At 47.1% G+C, this 26,595-nt stretch carries 17 protein-coding genes, 1 tRNA gene and 1 riboswitch; of the genes, 2 read left to right on the forward strand and 16 right to left on the reverse strand.

All coding sequences use genetic code 11. From position 1 onward, the window contains the following. Nucleotides 1-35: 35 nt before the first annotated feature. The 12 genes from CRO25_RS10030 to pelA form a co-directional block, all read right to left on the reverse strand. Nucleotides 36-1,568 carry a response regulator gene (locus CRO25_RS10030; RefSeq protein WP_079694830.1) on the reverse strand — a complete coding sequence of 511 codons (1,533 nt, stop codon included), beginning with the start codon at nucleotides 1,566-1,568 and terminating at the stop codon, nucleotides 36-38. Nucleotides 1,569-1,668: 100 nt separating this feature from the next. Continuing rightward, complete coding sequence (locus tag CRO25_RS10035) at nucleotides 1,669-3,999, reverse strand: glycoside hydrolase N-terminal domain-containing protein (RefSeq protein ID WP_079694831.1); 2,331 nt, start codon at nucleotides 3,997-3,999, stop codon at nucleotides 1,669-1,671. Between the two features lie 154 nt (nucleotides 4,000-4,153). Further along, nucleotides 4,154-6,208, reverse strand: coding sequence for an alpha-galactosidase (locus CRO25_RS10040; RefSeq protein WP_306291803.1), 2,055 nt, complete (start codon nucleotides 6,206-6,208; stop codon nucleotides 4,154-4,156). 132 nt (nucleotides 6,209-6,340) lie between these two features. Then, on the reverse strand, nucleotides 6,341-8,716 hold the full coding sequence (locus tag CRO25_RS10045; RefSeq protein ID WP_079694833.1) for a glycoside hydrolase N-terminal domain-containing protein: 2,376 nt from the start codon (nucleotides 8,714-8,716) through the stop codon (nucleotides 6,341-6,343). Nucleotides 8,717-8,745: 29 nt separating this feature from the next. Then, on the reverse strand, nucleotides 8,746-10,509 hold the full coding sequence (locus CRO25_RS10050) for a right-handed parallel beta-helix repeat-containing protein (protein WP_079694834.1): 1,764 nt from the start codon (nucleotides 10,507-10,509) through the stop codon (nucleotides 8,746-8,748). A 113-nt stretch (nucleotides 10,510-10,622) separates the two neighbouring features. Then, nucleotides 10,623-12,266 (reverse strand): extracellular solute-binding protein, encoded by a 1,644-nt coding sequence (locus CRO25_RS10055; RefSeq protein ID WP_079694835.1) that lies wholly within the window; start codon nucleotides 12,264-12,266, stop codon nucleotides 10,623-10,625. Between the two features lie 97 nt (nucleotides 12,267-12,363). Continuing rightward, nucleotides 12,364-13,263 (reverse strand): carbohydrate ABC transporter permease, encoded by a 900-nt coding sequence (locus CRO25_RS10060; RefSeq protein WP_063564773.1) that lies wholly within the window; start codon nucleotides 13,261-13,263, stop codon nucleotides 12,364-12,366. 15 nt (nucleotides 13,264-13,278) lie between these two features. Continuing rightward, on the reverse strand, nucleotides 13,279-14,163 hold the full coding sequence (locus tag CRO25_RS10065) for a sugar ABC transporter permease (protein WP_143805411.1): 885 nt from the start codon (nucleotides 14,161-14,163) through the stop codon (nucleotides 13,279-13,281). 326 nt (nucleotides 14,164-14,489) lie between these two features. Further along, nucleotides 14,490-16,604 (reverse strand): helix-turn-helix domain-containing protein, encoded by a 2,115-nt coding sequence (locus CRO25_RS10070; protein ID WP_257018555.1) that lies wholly within the window; start codon nucleotides 16,602-16,604, stop codon nucleotides 14,490-14,492. A gap of 419 nt (nucleotides 16,605-17,023) precedes the next feature. Continuing rightward, the gene (locus CRO25_RS10075) at nucleotides 17,024-20,914 is read right to left on the reverse strand and encodes a X2-like carbohydrate binding domain-containing protein (RefSeq protein WP_256863614.1); all 3,891 of its coding nucleotides are present in this window, start codon (nucleotides 20,912-20,914) and stop codon (nucleotides 17,024-17,026) included. A gap of 330 nt (nucleotides 20,915-21,244) precedes the next feature. Continuing rightward, nucleotides 21,245-21,328, reverse strand: a tRNA-Leu gene (locus tag CRO25_RS10080). A gap of 118 nt (nucleotides 21,329-21,446) precedes the next feature. Beyond that, nucleotides 21,447-22,406, reverse strand: a complete 960-nt coding sequence (gene pelA / locus CRO25_RS10085) for a pectate lyase (RefSeq protein WP_079694838.1) — start codon at nucleotides 22,404-22,406, stop codon at nucleotides 21,447-21,449. Nucleotides 22,407-22,819: 413 nt separating this feature from the next. After that, nucleotides 22,820-22,951, forward strand: a riboswitch (cyclic di-AMP (ydaO/yuaA leader). A 5-nt stretch (nucleotides 22,952-22,956) separates the two neighbouring features. Here pelA and CRO25_RS10090 point away from each other — a divergent pair. After that, nucleotides 22,957-23,421 carry a C40 family peptidase gene (locus CRO25_RS10090; protein ID WP_064639184.1) on the forward strand — a complete coding sequence of 155 codons (465 nt, stop codon included), beginning with the start codon at nucleotides 22,957-22,959 and terminating at the stop codon, nucleotides 23,419-23,421. A gap of 104 nt (nucleotides 23,422-23,525) precedes the next feature. On the opposite strand, the gene CRO25_RS10095 is transcribed toward CRO25_RS10090, so the two are convergent. From CRO25_RS10095 to CRO25_RS10110, 4 genes are all read right to left on the reverse strand, one after another. Further along, nucleotides 23,526-23,855 (reverse strand): carboxymuconolactone decarboxylase family protein, encoded by a 330-nt coding sequence (locus CRO25_RS10095; RefSeq protein WP_062322073.1) that lies wholly within the window; start codon nucleotides 23,853-23,855, stop codon nucleotides 23,526-23,528. A 117-nt stretch (nucleotides 23,856-23,972) separates the two neighbouring features. After that, a complete protein-coding gene (locus tag CRO25_RS10100; RefSeq protein WP_063564777.1) occupies nucleotides 23,973-24,191 on the reverse strand; it encodes a hypothetical protein in 219 nt (72 codons plus the stop codon). Nucleotides 24,192-24,314: 123 nt separating this feature from the next. Next, complete coding sequence (locus tag CRO25_RS10105; protein ID WP_024629266.1) at nucleotides 24,315-24,644, reverse strand: hypothetical protein; 330 nt, start codon at nucleotides 24,642-24,644, stop codon at nucleotides 24,315-24,317. Nucleotides 24,645-24,742: 98 nt separating this feature from the next. Further along, the gene (locus CRO25_RS10110) at nucleotides 24,743-25,324 is read right to left on the reverse strand and encodes a xanthine phosphoribosyltransferase (protein WP_063564778.1); all 582 of its coding nucleotides are present in this window, start codon (nucleotides 25,322-25,324) and stop codon (nucleotides 24,743-24,745) included. A gap of 204 nt (nucleotides 25,325-25,528) precedes the next feature. On the opposite strand from CRO25_RS10110, the gene CRO25_RS10115 reads away from it, so the two are divergent. After that, a complete protein-coding gene (locus CRO25_RS10115; protein ID WP_079694839.1) occupies nucleotides 25,529-26,587 on the forward strand; it encodes a hypothetical protein in 1,059 nt (352 codons plus the stop codon). Nucleotides 26,588-26,595 lie beyond the last annotated feature (8 nt).

A 26,595-nucleotide genomic window follows, 5' to 3' on the forward strand; every position in this document is an offset into this window, starting at 1 on the left:
GGAGGATCGTGATCGTTACCAGACAGCCTGTATCTTCATATACTTTTCCTGTATTCGTTGGGTGTTACGCCCTCTGTCTTCAGGAAAAGAGATATAAAATAAGATGAACTTTCATAGCCCACGTTCTGCGCGATATCGTGAATCTTGAGCGAGCCATCTGCCAGCAGTTCCCTGGCTTTATCCAGTCTGATGCGTGTCAGATAATCGTGAATTGTCATCCCTGTTTTGTCCTTAAAAATGGATCTCAAATAGTTTGGTGACAAATAGACCTGATCAGACAGGCTGTTGATGGTAATCGGCTGATTGTAATTCTGATCGATGAGAGTACAGACCTTGTGAATCAATTTTGCATTTTTGTCCATAAACCGCTCACCCAGCATACTCACGGCATCTTCCGCAGTACCGAGAATCAGATCTTCGATCTCATGCAGAGTCAGTGCATTATAGATGGAATGATACAGCTCAGCCCGCTTCGGAACAGGTTTATGAAGCTGCTCCAGCAGCTCATTAACGAGATCTATCGACCAGTCGCAGATCATTTTCTTCTTAACTCGCAGTGTTGCCAATCCCTCAATATACCCGTGCAGCTTCTGTGCCGCCCATTCAAAATCCAGTCGGTTAATGGCCTCAAACCATTCCTTTTGTTCAAAAGGGGGCATATGCTCCGTATAAAACTGGTTCGAAAGCGACTCCGCATGAATAATGGTGCCTGTACCTTCATAGAAACGCTCATTCAAAACGATGCGTGTCTGTTCGTACAGACAGTGAATATGGGATAACTCTGTCTCTTGTCCTCCTACAGCTGCCGTCACCGTAAAATCGAGGGCACTACGAATAGCCTCAGCCAAGTCTTCCCACGCATAATGTCCCGGCTGCTGGGCCGCTTCCATAAATACACCCGTCTCTCCTTCCTTGTAATCCACAAAGATCGCTTTCAGGTTCTTCGCCTTGAAGAAATGGTCGAGAAAAGACACGAGCCGTCCTGTACATTCCTCCAGACTTTGCTGTTCCTCCTCAGCCTCCTTGGGATCGATACTGAACAAGGCCATTGCATATCGGGTGGTCTCCGGTTGTCGGGTTAGACGGCTGTAACTAAAAGCGAGATCAAGAGCACGATCCTCATTTTTTTCGTAAGATAACTCCTTCAGGATGTTGGCTTTAGCCGCCTCCATGGAACGGTTCTTCATTGCAACTTCTTCACAACGCTGTTTAACTTTACTGATAACGCTTTCAATTTCGTTTAAATCCAAAGGTTTTAGCATATATCCCACGGCCCCTACGTTGATAGCCGATTTTACATATTGAAATTCATCGTGCCCGGTCAGAAACATCACCTGGATCGAGTCGTAGCTCTCATGTATCTTTCTCGCCAGATCAATACCGTTCATTATCGGCATCTGAACATCGGTAAGAACGATATCAGGCTGGGTGGCCTCAATCTTCTCCAAGGCCTCCCTGCCGTTACTCGCCGTTCCCATGATATAGATACCCATCTCTTCCCAACGAATGTAATCCCTCATCATCTCAAGTCCCAGTTCTTCATCGTCTACCAAAAAAATACTGTACATCAACGTCCCCTCCCTTTGTCTCTGTCTGTCTCTATTATATGTTTTTCCCCCCGTTGGACCATGGTCCATATAAATGAAAGTTATTTTCAAGTATAGATCGTTATTTTACCAACTCCAGCTCGCTATTGAAATAGTAACTTTCGCCTGCTTCGGCATGAAGGATCGTTCTATGGTTGCCCCAACAAATGGTGAACGTTCCCGGCGAGAAAGTGTGAATGTTCGTAGAGGTCAGCTTTCCATTCTCCCAGACGATGTCAACCTCGGCATTTCCTTTTGCTCTCAGCCCGGTTATCGAGCCGGTGCTCCATGCCTGTGGAAGCGCTGGGAGAAGGTGGATCTCGCCCGCATAACTTTGCAGCAGCATCTCCGCTACGACAGCTGTACCGCCGAAATTTCCATCAACGACAAAGATATTACTCTCTGCTCCAGCAATTCCGGATTTGGAATAGGTGAACAGATTATCGAAGCACAGGCCGCCGATCAAATGTGAGAGGTGTTTATATGCCGTCTCCCCATCGTGCAATCTCGCAAAACCCAGTCCAAACAAAGCAGCTGTAAATTCAACATCCTCCAGCTCTTCCTGGACCATGCGGTTCTCCAGCGTTACTCGTGCTGCAGTACTGAGTTCCGGTGTATGGTCAGGTGTAATCTGATTGTCCGGATACAGCGCATACATATGAGACAAATGCCGATGCTCCGGCTGCACCTCCTCATAATCCTCCAGCCACTCCTGTAACTGACCTTTCTTGCCGATCTGTAGAGGTGGTAGCTTGCTGATTGCTTCTTCCAGCTTGCGTCCAAGTTCCTCGTCTTTGTTCAAAAGTTCAACTGAATTAAGACAAAATTCGAAGAGCCTGCGCACCAGCATCTGGTCCATTGTTGTTCCCATGGACAGCTGCTGTGCCCCCTCTCTCGAATTATCAGAATAGAAATGATTTTCCGGCGAATTGGAAGGACCCGTCACCAGCCAACCGTTCCGAGGATGCTCACACATGTAGTCCAGATAGAAAGCCGCGGATTCCTTAAGTACAGGATAGGCCACATTCTCTAGGAAAACACGATCCTGACTGTACTCATAATGCTCAATCAGGTGTGTAGCCAGCCATAATCCGCCTGTAACGTTCAGCCCCCATGAGGTCTCCCATCCAGGCAACGTAAAGCCCCATACATTGGAGAAGACATGAGCGACCCACCCATCGCATCCATATACATTACGAGCCGTTTCCCTGCCCGCCTGTGCCAGATCCTCAACATACCTAAATAACGGAAGATGGCTCTCTCCTAGATTCGTAATCTCTGTGGGGTAATAATTCATCTGGGTATTCATATCAAGGTGATAATCACAGCTCCAGCCCATTCGGCACGCTTCACCATCATTCCAGATTCCTTGGAGATGGAGTGGCAGCGGAGAGTTCTCGCGAGACCCCGCAATGGTCAGATACCGGCCATATTGAAAAAACAATGCGTACAGCTGCGGATCTTCATCCCCATTACCCTGTTCCAACAAACGAATACGTTGATCTGTAGCCAGACCGGATTTCCCCTTGAGCCCCAACTGAATATCAATCTTGTCATATTGCTTGCCGTAATCGCGGATATGATCCTCCCTAAGCAAGGCATACCCCTTGTTTAAAGCCTTCATCAGCGTATACTCGTTCTCTGTTTTCCAATCCTGATCTGTACGGCGATAATCCGTGCTTACACTAAAATAAATCCATGCCTCATCCGCTCCGGTCACGTTCAATCGACCATCTCTACTTACGATGGTACCCCCGGATACAACCAACTTGACCAAACCCTTGGCCCATACGCCGCAAGTCCCATCACTATGTACATTTTCCGTTGCCTGCCCTTGGAATTCAAGCGTGTTGTCATCTAAGGCTACTACCTTGAATGAGTCCGTGCCTGCCTGCAAGCCAAGTGTAAAGGATACGCAACCCTGAACATTGCTCCAAATTCTTGAGGCCACTATATCATCGGCGTGAGAAGCGAAAACTTCACGAAGAATCGTGATGTCATCATCTTTCCAGAACGCCCCGGCCAGCGCATGAGTCAGATCCAGCTCGCGTTGGAAGCTTCCAGTTTCATCAGAACCCGAATTCTTCTTCCCAAAATCAATAACAACATCACATAATCCAAGATGGGTGCCGAAATTACGTTTCTTTGGCTGTAAATGCTGCTTGGCAAGACGGTCTCCTCCATCATAATCCCCAGAGAAAAAATGATCTCGCATCTCTTGAAGTGCAGCCTTGCCTCCTTCGGAAGGGTGCTCCGGATCAATTTGACCCGACCAGTAGGTGACCTCGCTCATACTCCATACTTCTCGATGCGAAGACGCCATAACAACCGCCCCTATTCTTCCATTGCCCAGCGGCAGGCCTTGAGACCAATCCGCTGCAGGGGTTGAATACCACAAAGTAAAATCGTTCATATCATGTCCTCCAGTCCAATAATGATTATCTATACAGATAGACTCATGACCCAAAACAGACAAACGCGCGATCTGTGAGATACAAAAGCGCGCGTTTGACTTTGTTTTTATATTCTAAAACCGTTCACATCTCTGGGTTGTCATTTCTCCCAGGTCAGTTTCCCTTCACGGTCAATCTGAAGATTTTGGATTCCGCCGGTTCCAGTGAGACCGTAAGCTCTCCAGACGTTTCCCCTTGTGAGCCTTCCCACAGATCTTGCAAACTGTAAACGGCATTGGTGTTTAGTCCGGCCCGCTCCAGCGAGATGGATTTCACCGCGGCCTGTGCAGCATCAAAGTTGAAGACGGCGAGATAGAAACTTTTCTCTTCCGACGATTCAAGGACAAACACGTCAGAAGACAGCTTCCCAAAATCACCTTCAACTGGTCGGAAGGTTTTGCCCATACGAGCAACGTTCAAAATCTCCTTGTTACCAAGCCACTCTCTTGCTCGTTCGGCAGCATCCTCTTTGCGGAAGTCATCCCCGAGTAGAAGCACCGTACCGGCAATGACTGAAGCAGTCAGGCGGCTACGTCCTTCATGCCAGCCGGTAGCTTCCTGGTTGAAGCTCTTGTATAACACCGAATGATCCGGATCATTGTAGCGATAGAGCGTATTGCTCATCCACCAGCCGTGTGTCAGCGAGTTCAGCAGATATTCCGTATCCGCAAGTGTACCGAAGACATCACAGGAAATACGGCGGCTGTGGGCAAAAGCATATGGAAATAATGGAGCGATGGACAAGTTAATGAAAAATGGCCGTCCAATTACTTCTGGCGAGAGCTTATGCTGCAAATAAGACATGCCATAATGATAAGCCGCGATCCCTGTTGTAATATCCGAATTGTGGTGCTGTCCCTCCAACGAGCCATGTGCCAAGAAATCCAGTTTGATATATTCGAAACCTTCCGCGATGAATTTATCCGTGAACCAGTCGATTCTTTGCAGGTTGCCAGGATGTGTCGGGTCTATTGCCAGACCACCGTCTACATCTGGCAGAATTTCGCCCTCACTGTCACGCAGCAGAATATCTGCATAGGTGTATTTGCCGTTTGTTCCTTCGACCGCTTGACTGAACTGATCAGGCCCTCCCCAGAAGGCAAATGGGGTCCAGTACGTTCCCGCTCTATGTCCGTTTTGCCGTACTCGGTCCAGTGCGCTCTTCATCTCTTCCGGCGTAAAATTGTCCCAGAAAGCATCAAAGTTGATATATAACGTATCCTCATTCTCGAATCCAAGCGGCTGCACTTCATTTTTCAGAAAATCGCTGGTCGCTGTATATAGATCATAGTCCAGATCACTCATAGCCGCAGACCAGCTGTTCCATCCGATGGGGACACCGCCCTCCCAAGGTAATTGAGCCTCAATCCAGCTATTAGCCCTACCGTAGGCTTCAAGACCTTCACGGTAGTCTTCATAGAACCCGACGAATACCAATGGAGATTCAACTCTTTTTCCCTTCACATAACCATGAGGCTGGGAATCGCGAGTCAGTTCACCCACCGCACCGCCGTACAGATCAAGTCCCTCAATTTGTCCGCTTTTTTCGCTTTGCATACGAATCCCTGTTTTCCATACCTTATGCGTAAGGGAACCCATCACAATTCCCCGGCGGCTGTCGGGCGCGAACAAGGCTGTCGCCTCATAACTCTCCATATCAAGCGGCGGCTTAACCACCGTATATCTGACCCATTTATCATTGTCAAACGGAACACGCAGAATGCTTGGTTCATTCTGGCCGGATTCTCCGCCGAGTGATATGGTTTTGGATTGGATGACAGCCATGCGATTCGCCTTAAGCTCTTCATCACCGACTATAGCGGTCTGCACCAGTACATACGGTGAGGATTCATACATATAGAAATGCTGCTCCAGTTGCGGCAGCAACGAGGCTTTATGCAGAACGACCAAGCGGATGCCTTTTCCAAATCCTTCTCGAACAATATCTTCCTGTGCCGTCAGCTCATGGTTCTGATAATGATCCGTGCTGTATTCCCGGCCCTGCCAGCGAAAAGCACTACGAATGCCCTTCACATGGGAAGAATGCTTGCCGATGAAGGACACTTCACCATTTTCAAGATTGATCTCCAGGCTCACGTGGCCATTTGTAACGCTTACAAGATTAACATTCTGTTGCTGCACTTGTACGGCTGTATCGCTAGTTAGCATCATATGCCTCCTTATTGTTGCATGCTGTGCCCTGAGCGGAGCTGATTATGTCTCTCCTGCCCAAGTCTGCCCTCATTATAAAGACCGAATAGAGCATTTTCCATGCAACGATCTTCCGATCCATAACGCGATTTAACTCAACTTTACCCTGTAGGTACGTCCTGCAGATGTAGGGAAGCTTATGATATTTGAATCGGTTTCCTCCGTTTCAAGTACGCTGCCGTCAAGCGTTACCACAACTGGGCCTTCACCTCTAAGCACGCAGTCCCGGCCCAGATGAGAAGTGATGTACGCTTCTACGAGTTGTCCGTTGTCCCACCGGATACTGACCTCAAATCCACCTCGGGCACGCAGGCCGGAAACGTTGCCCTGCTGCCAAGCATCCGGCAGTGCAGGTAGCAGTTCCATATAAGGACGGTGAGATTGCAGCAGCATCTCGGCTATCCCGGCAGAGGCCGCGAAGTTGCCGTCGATCTGAAACGGAGGATGTGCGCCCAGAAGATTCGGATATACACCGCCATGGTTGTATTGTTCCGACGCTCCATCTCTGACCAGACGCAGCATGTTGGAGAGCAGATGCAGGGAACGATTTCCTTCCCTGAAACGGCTCCAAAGTGCAACACGCCATCCCAGGCTCCAACCCGTGCTTTCGTCTCCCCGCCGCTCAAGGGAGGTTCTGGCGGCGACAAACAACTCTGGTGTCTCTTCGTCCGAAAGCTGTCGACCCGGATACACGCCTACCAGATGCGAGGTATGCCGGTGGTAAATGTCCTCATCCTCATAGTCCTTCGCCCACTCCTGCAATTGGCCATATTTCCCGACTTGCAGCGGCAGAAGGCGTTCGCGAATGCTCACCAGTTCTTTTCTGAAATCCAGGTCCGTTCCAAGTATTTCCGAGGCTTCAATACAGTTGGTGAACAACTCCCAGATTAATGAGATATCCATGGTTGAACCCGGACTGACCGCTGCTACACCTTCCGCTGTCCGGAATTTATGCTCCGGCGAAGTTGAAGGCGAAGTCACAAGGTGACCGCTACCATCGTCAATGAGCCAGTCCAGTGCGAACAGCGCAGCTTCCTTCATCACTGGATACGCGGAATTCCGCAAATACGTCTCATCTCCGCTGAAGGCATAATGCTCCCATAAATGCTGGGTCAGCCAAATACCTCCCATCGGCCAGAAAGCCCAGCTTGGATCACCGTCACCATAATTGCCCACCGGTGCCGTCTGTCCCCAAATATCCGTGTTATGATGCGTGGTCCAGCCTCGGGTACCATAGTTGACCTGTGCGGTCTCAACGCCCTTCTTCGCCAAATTGCTGATCAAGTCCAGCAATGGCTCATGGCATTCAGCCAAATTGCATATTTCAGCCGGCCAATAGTTCATTTCAGTATTAATATTCAGCGTGTAATTGCTGCTCCATGGAGGACGAGTTACTGCATTCCATATGCCCTGAAGATTCGCAGCCTGCGTTCCCGGACGGGAGCTTGCTATCAGCAAGTAGCGCCCATAATGAAAGAGAAGCTCCACAAGCCCCGGATCCTCCGCCCCATAGGTCGTAATCCGCTGTTCAGTGGACATCTGCTCCGGAGCAGGTGAATTCCCCAGCTGAAGCTTCACCCGATCGAAGAGCAGACGATAATCCGCAATATGGGAGTCAAGCAGGCTGTCATACGGCTTGGCTACCGCCTCATTCAGAAATGAACTTGCAGTGAAGGAAGCATCTTTCCCCTCGACTCCCGGAATGGCATCCATACCATTAAAACTTGTAGCCGCACTGAAATAAAAGGTTGCCGTTGTCGCACCCAATACATGAATTCCACTGCCATCTACCGTTACCTGTCCATCCTCTGTCTTCACCGCTAGCTGGCCTTCAAAGACCATGCCCTTGTTATTTCCGGGATCACCGTATCGGATCGGCTCATCGCTTGCAACATAGCTTGGATCGACATGTTCAGGGGCCGTTCCTTCCATAACAAAGCGGCCTTCCCTCACACTAGTCACATGCCGAAGCGGGCTAACCAGTGACGCATGTACATTCAACGCACCTTCCACACTCGCAGCCAGCCGTAGTACAAGTACCTGATCAGGATGCGACGCAAACATTTCACGGGTATATATAACATGGCCAATCTGATATTCAAGGCTGTGCACTGCATGTTCTACATCCAGCGTCCGCTTGTAAGAATGGTAGATGTTCCCGTGCTCAAAACGCAGGAGTAAATCCCCGAAAGGCAGATAGGACTGGGTATACGGACCCAACATCTCTTTGGTCAGCATGTCCGCTTCTGTATAACGTTCCTCCTGTAACAGCTTGCGAACCTTTGGTAGAGCGTCCTTTGCGCCAGGATTACTGCCGTTCTTCGGATAACCGGACCACAGCGTGTCCTCATTCAAGCTGATTTTCTCCTGCTCCACCCCACCAAAAATCATACCGCCCAGACGGCCATTACCTATGGGAAGCCCTTCGGTCCATACATGCGCAGGTTTGTCATATTGAAGTTTCATGTGCACTCTCCCTCATGATTTCTCAATTGTTAGTCAATTCCTTCAGGAACATTAGTGAACGTATTATCCGCAATGTCAATCTCGCTGCAGGCGATTGCATAGACTGCTTCTTCAACGCAGGATAACTTTCCTGTCTCGCTGGAGGAACATATTTTATTCGACTTGAAAACCAACCCACGAGTGGATTTGGCGCTTAGAATCGGGACATCACTGCAAGTTTCGAAACGGTTATTCAGGATAACGACCTGTCGGTGGACCGGAGCGCTCTCATCAACCACCACATTCTCCGGGGATATGAATATCACGGGATGCTCACTGCCGCCACATTCAATAAAATGGTTATCGGAGATCGTCACATCCTCTACCCTTCCGGACTCATACCAGGACTCCGCATCCACCGCAATCAAAATAGCATTCATGGACATGCGTTCAAACGTATTCCCGGTAATCAGCACTTTCCGACGAGTCGTTACGAGGATGCCTCGTGTTGGTACTCGGGCAAAATGATTATTTGTAATTTCCACTTCAGGTGTCCAGGTTACATTCTCAATGACATCATAGCTGCCAATACCGTCCGGTACCGGATGAGCAAGAGTCAGCAAAAGCTCACGAGCACTTAAACGCTCAACCGCAACCACATTGTTGGAGGCGTAGGTCGTCAACGAACCGGAACGGACAAATTCGATTTCATCACCAGGATAAAAGGCCGGAAGCCCATACGTCTGGGGATGCATGAATCGAACTTTCACGCGATCCACCGCCGGCTGATCTACAATTCGTAAATAGGTACCGTGGACATTGACAGGATCATCATGCGAACCGGAAAAATAGCTATCCCTTACGGCAACCTTGCCTCTGCAGCTGGAGATGTGCAGAAAATCCGCAAAGCCGGCAACCGTACGTTCCGTTTCGGTACGGGGAGCCAGGTTCATCCGTGAGAAGGTCAGATTTGTGCTGAACTGTCCGACGACCCCGAGTCCGTGCAGAAAATGCAGACTCACGTCTCTCCACGTTATATCCGAGCATTCGGTCATAAAAGCTCCAACTTGATCACGAATGCCATCGCGGTTTTGTAGAACATGACCAGGGACTACATCAGGTTGAAAATCAAAATGCAAACGGATGGTCATGGGCTCAAGCTCTTCCACAGATTGGGCCAATTCCAGCCAATTGTCGATTCGCCAGGTTGTATTCCGTAATGGATCATAGGTTTGCATGGGACCTTCCGCAAAATTCCAGCCTTCACCGAGCCAAGTTAGCTTGTTGTCCCGAATCTGATAACGGGAATCGGGGTGAACCCGCGCATCGAAATAATGCTTTCCGCTTGCGATAATCGTCATCTCCGTCACCGTCGGCTGGTGATAGTCTGTACGCAGGTTGCGAATCTCTACATTGGTGCAATTGTCCAGCAAAAACAGGGTCTGTTTGCCGTGGAAAATAAACAGGGAGCCGTTGCCCTCCAGTGTTACATCGTTCATCCCTTTCAGCAAAATGGCAATGGTCTTGGTTACGTCTGGATTCTCTTCTTCACTCGTCGTATTGGAGATATAATAAGGCGCCCGAATAGCCTCCTCCGGGTAGAAATGATATCTGCCTCTCGCACAGTCCAGCACCACCGGACCAGAAATTTCGGCCGCCGCCTGAATTGCACGAGCCATGGCTTGCTGGGTGTCCAACTCAGAGTCAGGCACAGCGCCATAATCCGTCAAACTTATCGTCGTGAAATTCGTGATATCTTCTTGTTCTGTCACAGAAATGATGATCCCACCCTTCTTGGTATGTAACACATCCATTGCTTCTTCTCTATCATCACATATACTCCATCATCATACTTCGCTTCTGCCTAAATACAAGGAAAATCAGGTGCCGGTACATCATAGGCACCTGATTCCGATATCCCTCTTAATTACTTGCTTGTATCATATGCTTTTTGCAAAATTTCTAGATAACGATCGAGCTTCAGGTTCTGTAAACCTTTCACATAAGCTTCCCAGTCCTTATTCAAGTCCTTGTTGCCTGTGATGAATTGCAATTCATTTTGCTCAATGTAGTTTCTGATGTTGGTTTGCAGCAAACTGGCTTCGTCAATTTCGTTTGGATCAATCCAGACGGACCAGATCGGGAACAGCTCTTTCGGCTCATGCCCTTCGTACAACAGCGATGCGTCATATAATCTGCGCTCATAACCATTGGATGCATAAATATCTGTGCCTTGAACGAAGGTATCACGATATTCTTTTGGCATATAGAAGTGAGCCATACCACTCCAGCCCGCATTACGTGGTGCCTCACCCTCAGCCATAGGGATTTGTTTCACTACAGGTTTAACGTCTTTACCCAGTGCCACATCACCTTCCACCGGGTCAGTCCAGTCAATCCCCTTCATACCGCTTGCACCGTTCGTTTGACCTTCTGGTGTGAACATGTAGTCAACCATTTTGATCAGGGCAATTTGCGCTTCTTCACTTGCCTTGTTTGTGATTACAAATTTCGCTCCTGGAGATACACCGCCCGCATCATGCGTCGCATAGGACACACCCTGTGGTCCAGAAATCGGCGCCAGCGGGTTATAGTGCGCCGAGCGAGTATTGCCTTCGTCAATGTTCACGAAAATTGCGGGATGCATAGCTGCACCAGCACCCAAAATTTCAGCGTCAGCATTTTCACCGATTTTCTTGAACGCTTCTGCATTTTGTGTGAATGCGCCAGGGTCAATCAGACCTGCATCAAAGAGGGACTTAATGTAAGTCAATCCTTCTTTCCATTCAGGTGTAATTGCCGCAGATTGAACTTTTCCATTTTCCATTTGCAGGTAGTTTCGGTCATCATCATAGACAAATGCATTCATCAGGAACGGAATAATTCTTACGCCGAACTCCTCTATGGAACCACTCAGAGGTACCTCATCTGCTTTGCCGTTTCCGTTCGGGTCCTGCGTCTTGAAAGCTTGCAGCACGTTTTTGAATTCTTCGGTCGTCTTTGGCATTTCCAGATCCAGCTTTTTCAGCCACTCGGTATTAATCCACATCTTACTCGGGTAGGAGCAGTGGAAACATTCCGTATATGCAACAAGTCCATAGATATTGCCATCAGGTGCTGTATTAAGCGTTTTCAAATTAGGGTTCTTCTCCATAGCTGCTTTGATGTTGGGAGCGTATTGATCAATGAGATCGTTCAAAGGAACGAGCACACCCTGCTTGCCATACTTCAGCAGATCTGCCTGAGAGAATTGGTCTATATAGTGGGTTAGCAGATAGGCATCAGGATAGTCGCCGCTTGCCAGCGAGATTTGCCGCTTTTCCTTGGCTCCATCCGATGGGTTGATCTCCCAATTGAATTTGATATTGAATTTGTCTTCCACAAATGCAGTGAATTTATTGGTCGGAATATCAATGCTAGAGTCCTGAACCGCGAACACGCTGATATTCACCTTGCCGCCCTCTTCCGAGCTCCCCGGTTGTGCTGTAGATGAGCTACCATTGGAACATCCGCTCATGACAACTGTGAATGCCACTACCAGCATCAATAACGTTACCATACTTTTCTTCAAATCTGATCACTCCCTTTTTGTAGTTTACCAGTTGAGACGATGGTACCTTGCGTATGAACTGTCTATATCTTCTTTCTCCATACACCGAATCTAAGGATCAACCTTTAACAGAACCGACCAGCATCCCCTGTACAAAATGACGCTGTACAAATGGATAGATGACAAGTACAGGCAAAGTGGCGACCACAATTAACGAATATTTTAACAGTTCGGTAAGCTGCTGTCTTTCCACCATTTTCGCGACGTCCATGGCACCCGAACCATTATTTTGAATGATGATACTTCGCAAGATGAGTTGCAGCGGGAACAGGTCTGCCGATTTGAGGTAGATCAGGGCATCAAAGTACGCATTCCACTGCCCCACAGCATACATGAGAACCAGCACGGCGATGATCGGCTTCGATAACGGGAGTACAACACTCCAGATAAATCGCATATCACTACAGCCGTCAATTTCACTGGCTTCCAGAAGCTCCCCCGGAATAGAAGATTGAAAGAACGAGCGAGCAATAATGACCTGCCATACCCAGATTGCATTCGGGATCAGTAACGCCCAGCGAGTATCAATCAGATGAAGCTGCTTCACAACCATATAAGTCGGAATCAGCCCACCACTGAAAATCATGGTAAAGGTAATGATCATCATCAGGGTGTTCCTGCCGAAAAAGGTTTTGCGTGACAACGGATAAGCAATCATGATGGTTAACGCTACACTGATCAGGGTACCTGCGACCGTATAGAAAATGGAGTTACCATAGCCGATGAGAATCTCAGGTGTATTAAATAATGCCTTGTAACCGTTGAAGGAAATATCTACGGGCCAGAGCCATACTCGACCGGAAGTTACTGCTGCCGGGCTGCTGATTGAGCTGCTGACGATAAATATCAGTGGGTAAATGACCACCAGCGCCACGATACTGAGCAAAATGTAAATTGTAATCAGAAACGTTTTGTCCACAGCGGACTCTTTAATCTTGGTTTGAACGTTTGCAGCCATAGGTGAACTCCTTTCCTACCAAATGCTATTCTTAGTAACTCTCTTCGCCAAACCATTCACCGTAACCAGTAAGACCAGATTGATCAGTGAGTTGAACAGCCCCACCGCAGTTGCAAAGCTATAGTTGGCATTCAACAGGCCGACTCGGTAGACATAAGTTGCAATGATTTCAGAATTAGCCAGATTGAGCGGATTCTGTAACAGGTAGACTTTCTCAAAGCCAATCGCCATGACATTTCCGACATTCAGGATCAAAATAATGACAATGGTTGGCACCAACCCTGGCAGATCCACGTGACGGATTTTTTGAAAACGCGAGGCCCCATCGACTTTAGCCGCTTCGTACAATGTGGGATCGATTCCGGCAAGTGCTGCCAAATAAATAACCGCACTGTAGCCCGCAGTCTGCCAAATGTCGGACCAGACATAGATCGAACGGAACATGCCCGGCTCACCCAGAAAATTCACGGAATCCAGCCCAAAGAAGTTCATGGCGATGTTCACAAATCCAAGCCGTGGTGCCAGGAACAGCATAATCATGGACACCATCACGACTGTTGAGATGAAATAGGGTGCAAAGGATACGAGTTGGACGAATTTCTTGAACTTTGCTCCGCGTACCTCATTAATCATGAGTGCGAGCACAATCGGAATTGGAAATCCGGCCAACACTAAATAACCGCTAAGTAAAATGGTGTTCTTTACCAGGGTCCAAAATAATGGGTTCTCAAAGAACAGACGAAAGTTTTGAAAACCAACCCAATCACTTCCCCATATCCCCTTGATGACGTTATAGTCCTTAAAGGCAAGAACCGCATTGATCATCGGATAATACTTGAAGATGAGAAAAAATAGCAAGGGCGGAATCACCAGTAGGTGTAACTGCCAGTGCTTCATCATTCTTTTGCGGGCATTGGTCAGAAAACCAGGTGCCTTCGGCTGTGTTGATGTCTTGTGATTTAATACGATTTCCTTCTCCAGAACAATCCCCCCTTACTAGCTGTCTGCGATGCGTAAATTATGATAGCGCTTTCTTGATTCTGATCATAGTCGATTTTGATGTCCTATAAACAGGTACACCTGCGCCGTTACACGTACAGTTATCCTGTTTTTGGGGGCACACATCCGCAGTACGACAGCCATTTTTCCATTACGGAGGCGCATTCGCAAAAAAAGACCGCATTGTCCGGAACACGGACAACACAGTCTATGGGTCTTCCTTTCATTTAATCGTCAACCGATTGTCTATACACACTGGGCGAAACGCCATTCAATCGTTTGAAGGCCCTCCTAAAGGAGTGAGAACTATTGTAACCTACCCGTGACGCAATCTCGTCAACAGTATAATTGCTCTCTTTCAACAAAATCACAGCCTGATCCATTCGGACTTTGATCAGGTGATCGGAGAAATTAACCCCCGTAAACTCTTTGAACAATTGAGAAATGTATTTCTCAGGCCGCTCCACATGCTCTGCCACCCGATACAGAGTCAGCTCTGTATCTGAATACATTTTCGCAGTATATTCCTTAATCTGTTTGATGATTTGAATATGAGCATCCTTCTTCTTGTTTGCAATAACGGAGCAGAGCTCTTCCATGATCTCATAAAACTCAGCTTTGATTGTTTCGAGCGGCTCCGAGGAACCAATATCAATGACCCGCCGTTTCACATTCTCGATGGAGGCATATTCCGTAAACGCCTTTTGATCCAGCAACTTGAGAAAAGTCCCCTTCATTTCTCCAACAAGTTGATGCTTCATTTCCATGGACAACTCCCGCTGCTCCGTGTTCTGCACAATAATTGCATCGACAATCCGTTTGGCCTCTTCAAGTTCCCCTGCACGGATCGTGCCAATCAGTCGCTGCTCCGAATCCAGCGGGTAATAATACGTTGTATTTTCGGTTTGGGCTTCGTTGTTCCACATCATGCCTTTTTTATTCATGTAGACTGCATACTCCAGCGCCTGATTGGCCTGATCAAAGGAAAGGCTGACCTCTGTCAACGATGTGAAGAGATTTCCGAATCCTGACTGGATGGTGATCCTGTATTCATTGAACACATACTGTGCCAGATTCTCCATGATATGCGTGATATCTTCCTTTTCACGATCCAATTCGGAGTCGGTTTCCTTGGAAAAGAACAGGATGACCACTTTATCCGAACCCATATCGGTCATCAGGACATCCACGTCCAGTTCAGCCAAAGCCTGCTTCAACAGTAATCGGGAGGCATTCAGTTCATTCAGGATCTCGACGCTGTCCATACTGGCATAACCCTTAATCTGGACAATTCCAGCATATCCCGTGCCTTGATACAAATTAATATCTGCCTGTTCGGCAGCGGAAAGAATCTCATCCCGCGATTTGAATTCGCCGGAGATCAGCCGCTTCAGGAAGGCATCCCTGACCAGTGGGAGCTGGCGATTTAATTCGGATTCAAGCAGCTTGTTCTTGGTGAGCATAGCAGCGATATTTCCACTCAAAAAGTCAAATTCATTTTTGGGAGCCGATTCATCCTTCCCAAACTGCTCTTTCATTACACTTAACAGTCGATTGATTGGAACGCTGTTGCGATAAGCCAGCACAAGTCCAACAATCAGTCCGATGAGCAGTGTGCCGCCCGTAATCAGCATCGTCATCCCCTTGATCCTGTTTGCATTCTCCATCAGGACATGACGGGGAATACCCGCCTGGTATACCCATCCGTTCTTATCAGATCTTGTAGTGATCACAAGATCATCCCCATAGAACTGGCTGACTCTGCTTGGATCAAAATGAGAGTCAGAGGCCATTTTCACCATCTCGGGCTCGGAGCTCCCTTGCAGTGCAATGGTATTGCCCTCCGCATCACTGATATGAACCCAGCCACCGTATCGGTCATTCAGGCTGGACAACAGACTAAGAATCATTTTCTCGTCAATGATTACAACGGCGACAGCCGGTGAAGAATCATTGAAGCTGTCCAGAGGCAATGACTGCATATATGTGATTACCGAAGTCTGCTTCCCCCTACTGACATAGGAACTAAGCGGTTTAATCTCACTCCGGTGGGTCTTCCCCAACACGTCCTTCATCCATTCTTCTAACGAAAGATCGTTATAACGAAAATCAGTGTAATAGTGATTTGGTCTGTAAGAAGAACCCGGGGTCAAAATTAGATTGTAATTCGCAAGATAAATATAATAATTTTGCAGAAAATCATTGGTCTGTCCAAAGGTCAACACATTCTCCATCGTTCTCCATATCCCATATACGTTGGTTTCGTTGTCCCTTTCATTCATAAGAACGTTCAATTCCTGATTGACCGCAAGCTGTCGGGTGAAGCCCTCCACTTCCGCCATGCGGCCCTCCAATATTTCCTGGCTTTTCTGGAGTTGGGTAACACTATTCTCAATGGAAATGGACTGTGTTACGGAGATGGAAGTTAGATAAGACATATAACCGCCAATGCTGGGTATAACCAAAATGATCACGTAGGAAATTAAAAATTTACGAAAAACATTGGAATATTTAATGGGTAACCCTCCTCCCCCTCCTCGAGGTATTGGTAGCGTTATCAAAGATAATAATATTTTCCGGGTTAGTCAATTGTTTTATCTTATTCTTCAATCGTGTTTCATTCGGGAATGAATAAAAGGCAACGATAAAAAGACGATTATCATTGCTTTTTTTAACATTTCCGAAGTTCTTTGGTTTGAGATGATAATTCCTTATCATTCAGAAAAAAGGGGCCGAGATAGCCCCCCAATCCTAGTTTACATCATTTCTTCTTTGGTTCTTCCACCTCTGATCGGGCTTTTACAACCTGATCGACGGATGCTGCTTCAACATCGCCAAAGGCCCAGTGTGTGGAAGGAACATCCTTCCACTGCGGCTGCGAAACGTTCGTGAGCGGTGCTCTGCCCAAAGCTCTGTTGATTGCTACAACGGCTTCCGCTCTTGTCAATAAAGCATTCGGTCGAAAAGTTCCATCTTTATAGCCTTTCAGAATGCCTGCGCTTTGCGCTTTCAAAATGGCTTCCTTGGCCCAGTGGCTGCTGATATCAGAAAATCCATCGTCTGAATTCTCGGAATCCAGACCGAGAAGGGCTACGAGAGTGGCCATCTCCGCACGAGTCAATGGCTGATTTGGCTTAAACGTCCCATCCTTATAACCATTCATCAACCCCATCTTGCTTACCTTAGCAATGGCGTCGGCTCCCCAATATTCTGACTTAACGTCACTGAATACAACAGCAGATCCTGTGCCTTCTTTCTCAGATACCATTGCGAGTATGGTTGCCATTTCTGCACGGGTGAGTTTGTTATCCGGCTTGAACAACCCGCCCGGATAACCTTGAATATACTTCTTATATGGAATATCCTGACCACCCTCCGTTTCTGTTGTCTTGTCTGTAGTTCCGGATTCAGGAGCCGGCGCAGGCACAGAAGTGTCTGAAGGCTGGACGACTGGAGTCGATGGTCCACTTGGATTGGATGGACCACCTGGATTCGACGGATTCGTTGGTTCACCGTTTCCAGTAGGGACAGTAAATTTCAGTTGATCGGCCAGCATGAGCTCACCGGATTTCTTCACAGCTTTGAGTGTATGCTGGCCTTTTGCCAGTCCTGAAATGCTGTAAATCTCCTGCTGAATCTGCCGGCTTGGACTGTAGGCGTTCACGGTCTGCACCAGCTGTCCGTCTACATAAATGTCCACTTCGCCCTGTTCTGGTCCAGTTGGTGTAATCATACTTATTCCAGTGCCCTTGAAGGTGTATTCGAAAGAATCCCCGTCCACCACCGTGGAATGCACATCATTGAGATAATCACCGCCGAAGGCAAAGCTGAGGTTCAGCGTCCCCACTGACTGCGCAGCAAGATACGATTTTTTCAGTGTAACTCGGTTCCCTGCAACTGTATAATCGGACCCCGGAACCAGATCAAGTGATCCGTTAGTAATACCACTGAAGCTTTCCACCTGTTGCAGCAGCGTCACATCAATGTCCGTCTGAGCGGAAGCTGACTTGTCGAAATCCGCGGTTACCGGATTAATTAGATTCGGAAGCTCAACTTTGAGCATATCGAGCAGCATGTACTCCCCCGATTTCTTCACTGCCTTGAGCGTGTGCTGCCCATCCGGCAGCCCCGATATGCTGTACAGGTTCTGCTGTGCCAGCCGACCGTTACGATGGGCGCTGACTGTTTCCTTGAATTGGTCGTCAACATAGATATCCATGTCTCCCTGTGACTGGTCAACCTCCGTAAATAACTGGATCCCCGTTCCCTTGAAGGTGTATTCAAAAGAATCATCGTTTTTTTCGGTATACTGCACATCGTCCTTATAGTCACCCAAACCTCTGCCAGTGCTTCGTGACCAGGAGCCGTTGTACTTGATTGCCGGATCGTCGTTATTGATCATTATAAATCGAATGCCCGTAGTATCGCTGATCCTTATTGCCAAAGACTGGGGATCACCCGCGCTAAAGATTACGTTTAGACTCGTTGTCCCTATAGGCAGCTGCGTGAGGTACTGCTTCCTGATAGTCAGCTTGTCATTGACCACCGTGTAGTCGTCATCACTGAGCAGCACCCCGTCATTTTCAACGCCGGTCAGCATATTGCCGTTCAAGAACAGCCTCACGGTGACATCCTTCTGTTGTTCCGTCTCCTTGTCAAAGTTTGCAGAGGTCGGACTAATGGTGCTGTTCTGCCCTCCAGGAGGAATTTCCATGGTTACTCTAAGCGCATCCAGCAACATATACTGGCCCGAGCCCTTGACCACCTTCAAGGTATGTGGGCCGTTGTCCAAATCAAGTTTGCTGTACAAAACCTGCTGGACTTCCCTTTCTCCACTGGTATAGGCGTTTACAGTTTCAGGTGCTCCATTATCGAGGGTGACAATCATGTCTCCTTGGTCTTTATCCTTCTCCGTCAGCAGTTCAATGCCTGTGCCCGTGAAACTATACTCAAAATAATCGCCGTCTTTTTCAGTAAAATGCACATCGCCATTGTAATCACCGTAACTTCTGCCGGTATTGGAGTTCCATGAGCCCGTGTATTTAATACTGCTGTCATCATCATTAATGTAGACCTCATTGGTAACAGTGGCATCTTCCACGGAGATTGAATTTGCAGCATTGTCAGCTTCAGCGTCCAAGGCACCCCCTTGACTGCTATTCGCTGGACCAGTGCCAGAGGAATCCGTAATCGCTATGCTCAGATCCTGTCTCCCATCTGTCTGCTCCTTGCCCCCGTTGCGCTGCCAATCCCCGCTATAGAGCATGCCTGTATCATCGTCATTGACGGCTGATGTGCCGTTCAGTGCGGTTACTTTAAGCATCCGGGAAGCATGGGGTTCTAGCACGCCGCCACTGAATTCATGATTAAAATTCCCCAGCTCGGAATGGCTCCAGAGATCACGGACAGAAGCCGGACCGTTGAGGCCAAGATCGCTCCATTTGACTTTAACCTCCGCACTCTGGTCGCCCAAATTGAACAAGGCTACACTGTAAGTACCATCTCCGTTATTGGCATACCAAACCTGCTGCTTGGTCTCCATGGAAACCGGATGGCCTGGACGTCCGGCCTGATTGACGGCAATGACTTCGTCATTCGTAAGCAATTCCAATCCATAGCTGTCCAGCCTTGTTAAATCATCACCTGTATAAAGCGGTGCTGAAGAGATAGACCAGAAGGTCGTGGCCGTTTGCCGCTCAACCTTGGTCAGACCATCCATCGAGCCATTCCCGACATTCAGTGAATCGAAGTCGTTCCAGCCTCCGGGACCTGCATCCCGCCACCAGAGGGCAGCGATGGGGAACAAGCGGGAAATACTCGACCATTCGGTCAATCCCTTACTGCTGTCGTAAGCTTCAACGTCCCAGTCGATCCTCCAGCCGTTTGCATACTTTTTCCAGAAGTCCACGTAATTGTGATCAAGCGCCCAGGAAAGCTCAAACCAGATGTTATTTCTGTCCAGGGCTTTGGACCATGCCTCCACATCACCACGTGCATCCCGGCTCAGATTATTGATTCCCGATCCTGGCGTCACACTGTCGAATTTGACAAAGTTGATACCCCACTCGCCAAGAAGATCCGCGATGGAGTCAATGTACTTCTGTGAGCAAGGGTTCGAAAAATCAATTTTGTACGTGTACGAATCCCAAGCATCCATAACAACGAGCGGTTTTACTGCAATATCTTGCATACGACATGCCCCGCCCGACCCATAAACCTCAAGATTTTTATCATAGGCGGTGATTGATAATCCCGGAATCAGATAGATTCCGATCTTCTGTCCGTTATTATGGACGTAATCAATGACCTCCTGAAATCCATTTGGATAAAGAACAGTACTCGGAATAGGACGGCCGTATTCATCTTCGTCACCGTTCCAGCCAGCATCAATATTAATGTATTCATATCCATGGGCTTGAAGCTTCTCACGCATGGCGTCCGATTGCTTCTTTATACTCTCGGCCGATGTCCAGTTACCCGGCCCGTCATATACCTGCATGCTGTAACTGCTCCAACCCATATACGGCTTTTGGGCCAGACTCTTATCTGCTGCTTGTGCCACATTACCTGTCGTTCCCATAATCCCGAACTGCACCGCCGCAATCATAAATACCATGAAACACATTGCCATCCTTTTTCCGATTCGTTTCAAATTATCCCTACCCCCTCTGAATTTGGTCATTCAAATTCCTGTTGATAGCGCTTCCACACGAGAAGAGAATAGTGGATGAGGCATTCCCAAGATAGGTACAATTCGGTATTTTACGTACAATTAACCTGAAATATAGGGGCAAACCGTCGCAGAACAAACATATTTCCATTAATGGATAAATAAACAAATGGAAACTTCATTTTTGCTCAAGCCGAGGGAATGGGTTGAAAAGAATCAGGAAAAGCAAAGATCAAAATCTGTAAACAAATAAAAAAGGTTCCTAGAGTGGCAGCAATGCCATTCTAGGAACCTTTTTCGTGTTACATATGATGCGGTCGAGAGGACTCGAACCTCCACGGGGGTTAGCCCACACGGACCTGAACCGTGCGCGTCTGCCAATTCCGCCACGACCGCGTATGTCTTATCTCCGAGAAATTATATCGCGGCGACAAGAGATAATATATCATGTGCAGGTAATTAGTGTCAACAAAAAAAATATAATTTCGCCTTCAATGATAAAGCTTTTTATAAATTATATCTTTGAAGGCCAGTTGCCATACCAGGCATACCCGCCTCTTCTTTCCTTATCGATATCGCTGAGTTTGTATTTCACAACCCCATCACGTCCTACGAAGATCGGTTTATCCGTTCCAATTTCGTAAAAACGTGCCCAAATTGGCGATGCACCTGAATCAGCTACGAGTTTGCTATCTCCGTTTTCTCTGACATACTTGTATCCTGTAATTTTCACGTTGTTGAACCAGGCTTCTGCCGCTTGAATGTAAGCCTTAATTTTCGAGTTCGACGGTCTTGTTTTCAAAAACTTTACAATCGTACTGCTCTCTCCAGCACTTAGAGAAGGCACTTCATATATCCTTGCTCCTGCAGGTTTTAGGGAGCTGGAATCATGCTGCTGTCCCCATGCAGTCAGTTTACCATTTGCTACAACCTGTGTATTGAGAATAGCATCTACACCTTTGGCAACTGATTTTTTACTGCGATCCGCAAGAGAGCTGTCGATGAATGAGAAATCACCTTTACGTGCACCTACTTCATCCAGCATGTACATGACATTAATCATGGCATCGTCGTTGAAGGTAATGTGTTTGTGATAGCCTGAGCTCTGGTATACTTGTGGCCATCCTCCATTGGAGTACTGCATACTTAACAAAAAGTTGATTCCTTTGATGGCAGCAGCCGAATATCGCGGATCATTTGTCTTTTTAAATTCCTTGGCTAATCTTCTAATTTCTGAGTATGTAGCTTTATTATCAATCGTAGATTTGGCCCACTCACCACTTGTTTCTTTGTAATCCTTCTTCCATCCCCCGTCAGGACGTTGATTCTTCAAAATATCTGAGATACTTGCTGTCGTTCCAGATGCGTCTGCAGCAGATACCTTAGCAGCAGGCTGAAATACCATTCCGACAACAGAGAAAACCATTGTACATGCCATTACCAAAGATGCAAACCTTGCTTGTGCCTTCAACATCGTTTAGAACACTCCCCAATTCATTTTCTGCAAACTGTTTTCCTTGAGCGTCTCCCCTCCTTATATTTGTTTTTAAACTCAAACTATTTCTTTTCATCCAATAAGTGGATTAGATAAAAAGAATTCTATGCAAAACAATGAATTTTGTCAATAATTGCAACAATATGTAACAAATTCTTTGTCTTAACCTTTAGGTATCGTCTAATCGAAATGTGAGAAAGCCAATAAATTATCCAATTTTTCTCCATTTGAAACAGTAGTTACTTTTTTGTCATCTATTAAAACCCAATATTCGAGTTATTTCTACATAAATAGCGATAATTCCGTTAACATTGAGATGATAAGAAGTGTTCAAAATCGGTTTGACATTTTCGCATTTATGCAATATAGTTTCAAAAGGTTACAAAAACTTAATTATTCATTTGCCGAGTTTCATGTTTGAAAACGGGGGAACCATTTTGGGTGAATTATTCTTATACATAGGAAATATAGGGAACCTTCTACCGAACCCTTAGCTAACTCCGTAGGCATCGAAGGGAGAACAAAAATTTTGAAAAAGCTTATCATCTCCATTTTTGGAGCAGCAGTTCTATTTACATCCGGTGCAGCAAGCACAGAGGCAAGCAGTATCAACACCGTCGTTAACAACATGACAGGCATACCTTACAAATGGGGCGGCACAACAATGGCCGGATTTGATTGCTCTGGATTTATGAGATATATTTTCAACAAATATAGCATTGAATTACCACGCACTTCCCAGCAACAAGCTAAGGCCGGAACTCCGGTATCCAAAGCTAATCTGCGTACTGGTGACATGGTATTCTTTAATACGATGGGCAATGGCATTTCACATACAGGTGTATATATCGGGGGCGGACAGTTCGCTCATGCTTCAAGCAGCAAGGGTGTCAGCATCACACAATTATCCAATCCTTACTTCAATGATCGTTACGTAACAGCACGCCGGGTAACAGGACAATTTATGTATAACAAAATGCTGGGCAAAATATAAGTTTGATTTGATATAGTGCAAAGAGGAGGCTCCGGGTGAATCCGGGACCTCCTCTTTGTTTGGGGCTTTTGTTTACAAATCCGGTGTGCTGTAGACTTCTATACTTAATGTAAAGCCTTCTGTACTCTCATTGCACCCTGAGACAGCGCATGGCCTCCGCCTACCGCTCCAGCCACAGCAACCGTCTCCATAATCTCCTGATCGGTCGCTCCTTTGGCACGTGCCTCTTCCACATGGTAAAACGTACATACCTCATTGTTCGCAAACAGTCCAATACCCAGCGCAATCAGCTGTTTGGTCTTGGCATCAATCGCCCCTGCCTGAAAGCATTCTCCAGTGAACTCATGATAAGACTTCACCACAGCTGGCAGCACATCGCTTAATTCACCAATCTGATCTTTATAGGCATGAACCTTATCATTCATCAGTGTCATGGTTACCGCACATCCTCTCGGCTGATATGTTACAAGCTCTCACTGTACCTATCTTCTCTCCGGAGAGGTGTAATTATGCCAAAACATCCATGGTAAATGAACCTAAATAGGCATGTCCTATTCTTCGAGCAGGCTCTCGCGTGGTTCGCTGAACAATTGATATCGGTAATTCCGATCAAGCTTGACCACACGACGATTCTGACGGCGAATGAGTACCTGCTCCCCGTCCCAAGCCACTACAATACCTGTCACATCATTGGACTGAATCTCGTCCCGTACTACCCTTACTTTTTCACCCGATAAACGCAGTGCATCCAATTGTGCATCACTGATCATATTTCCGACGCCTACTTTCCCAAAAAAATTATTTACAAAAAGAGACCTAAATGAAAAGTCATTTAGGTCTCACGTGACTGTATTGGACTGTCATGTCATTCGAAAGTATGTCCCGACTGAAAGTTACCGCTGCGCGTGCTCTTTGCTGTCGTTCTTCTCAAACCAAAAATCAAGCACTTTGGCGGACATCACACGTTCTTCAAGGTACTCCACTTGATGCGGTGTAAATTGTTCTTTCCAAGAGAAGGACAACTCTTCGCACAAGCCTACAATCGTCAGCAATTCTGACCAGGCAACGTAGCGTTTGTACCAGAAAAATTGAGGATGTTCAATCATATAGGGATAAAGGTCATCGAATTCCGTATGTTTACAATCCAGGGCACGCTCAAAATGTACTTTCGATTCCGCCAGCTTATCAATAAAAAATTGTTCTGTTGCCGGTTGGTTACCCATGGTGTTGCCTCCTCTCCCTAACATAACCCCATTATAAATGAAATCAGCGGTCATGCAAAGGCATTGTTATAAAAATAGGCACTTTTTCCTTTAAAAAGTCACAATTCGTTATCGTCAAATTGCACGGTGCCATCGTTCAGTGAACGAATGCGCACCAACGCTTCAACCGGGATGCCCTGCTCACGAATAGTGCGCGCTCCGGCCTGAAAACATTTTTCGACCACGACACCGAATCCAACCAGTTCCGCACCCGAACGTTCGATAATTTTGATGACACCACGAGCGGCATCACCATTCGCAATGATATCGTCAATAAACAAAATACGGTCATTCTCATGAATATATTCACGCGACACCATAATATCCGTTACGATCCCTTTGGTAAAAGAAGGTACTCTTTCACAGTAGGCGTCGGGGTCAGCCAAAAGTGTTTTTTTGCGACGAGCAAATACCAGCGGAACACCCAGTTCATGTGCGGCAGCAAAGGCGACCGGAATCCCGGAAGACTCCACTGTAATGACCCGAGTTACACCACTTTCACGAAAACGAGCGGCAAATTCACGTCCCATTTCCATCGTCAATGCAGGATCAATCTGGTGATTCAGCAGACCATCCAGCTTCAGCACCTGATCTGACATGACTACACCTTCTTGTAAAATTCGTTGTTTCAATACTTCCATAATTTGACCTCCCAAGCCTATCCTATGACGTAAAAGTATCATAGATCCGGCTATCAGTTCAAGCGAAATTGCCTTTGCTCTTGTCCAGAGCATAGAAATGACCCTATGTCACACTTCAATTGTCATGACTTTGATGGGTCAAGCATACCTTGTACCATGGCACCCGCATGTCCAAACTATTCAGGGGCCTGAGAGGGGAAACGCATGAAACAGGCATTTCGGGTGCTGCAGATCGCATTTACATACATTGGAACGGTAGTAGGAGCCGGCTTTGCAACAGGACAGGAGATATTGCAGTTTTTTACCCAGTATGGCAAATGGGCCACCATTACCATTGGCTTATCGACCATGCTCTTTGTCTGGTTAGGTACAAAAATGATGCTGATTGCCCATGATACCGGCTCGCGCTCATACGAAGATCTCAACAAGCATCTATTCGGTCATAAAGCAGGAAACTGGATTACCTGGGTTACCCTTCTTATTCTCATCGGAGTAAACAGTGTCATGCTGGCCGGAGCAGGGTCGGTCTTTGTAGAGCATCTGGGGCTTCATTACCAGACCGGACTGATTGTTACCCTTATCGGTACATATCTGCTGCTTGGACGGGGCATTCAGGCTATTCTGCAAATGAACAGTATCGTAGTGCCAATGATGCTCCTGCTCTCTCTGCTTATGATCACCAGCACCATACATCATCCCGGCGCAAACCGATTTATTACATTAACCACGGACAGCAATCCAATCCAGATCTGGTTATCTCCTCTGTTGTATACTTCATTCAACCTGGCACTTGCCCAAGCTGTTCTTGTTCCGGTGGGGAATCAGATTCGCAGCCGAAAGGTACTGAAATGGGGCGGCGTTCTGGGCGGGATTGGTGTAGGATTCATGCTTATGGCAGCCCACTTCGCCATGTCAGCCCAGATGCCTGGCATCACGCAATTTGAAATTCCAATGGGCAGCATTGCCTTTCAACTTGGATGGGTAGTCCAGTCTATCTATGTATCCCTGATTTTTATGGAAATCTTCAGTACATTTGTAGCCGATATTTATGGAATGACCCTCCAACTCAGACAGCATGTCCACGTACATCCCAAACTAATCATACTGGCCATCATGCTGCTATGTTATTCGCTTAGCCAGTTTGGGTTCAGCTCCCTGCTCTCTATCCTTTACCCCATTTTCGGCAGTTTGGCACTGGTCTGGGGTGCAAAATTAGTAATGGATCGATGGGGAAGCTTTCGAGGTCGTAACAAACACCTATAACAACGTAT

Origin of the sequence: Paenibacillus sp. RU5M (assembly GCF_900221055.1) — a bacterium.
GTDB classification, from domain to species: Bacteria; Bacillota; Bacilli; order Paenibacillales; family Paenibacillaceae; genus Paenibacillus; species Paenibacillus marchantiae.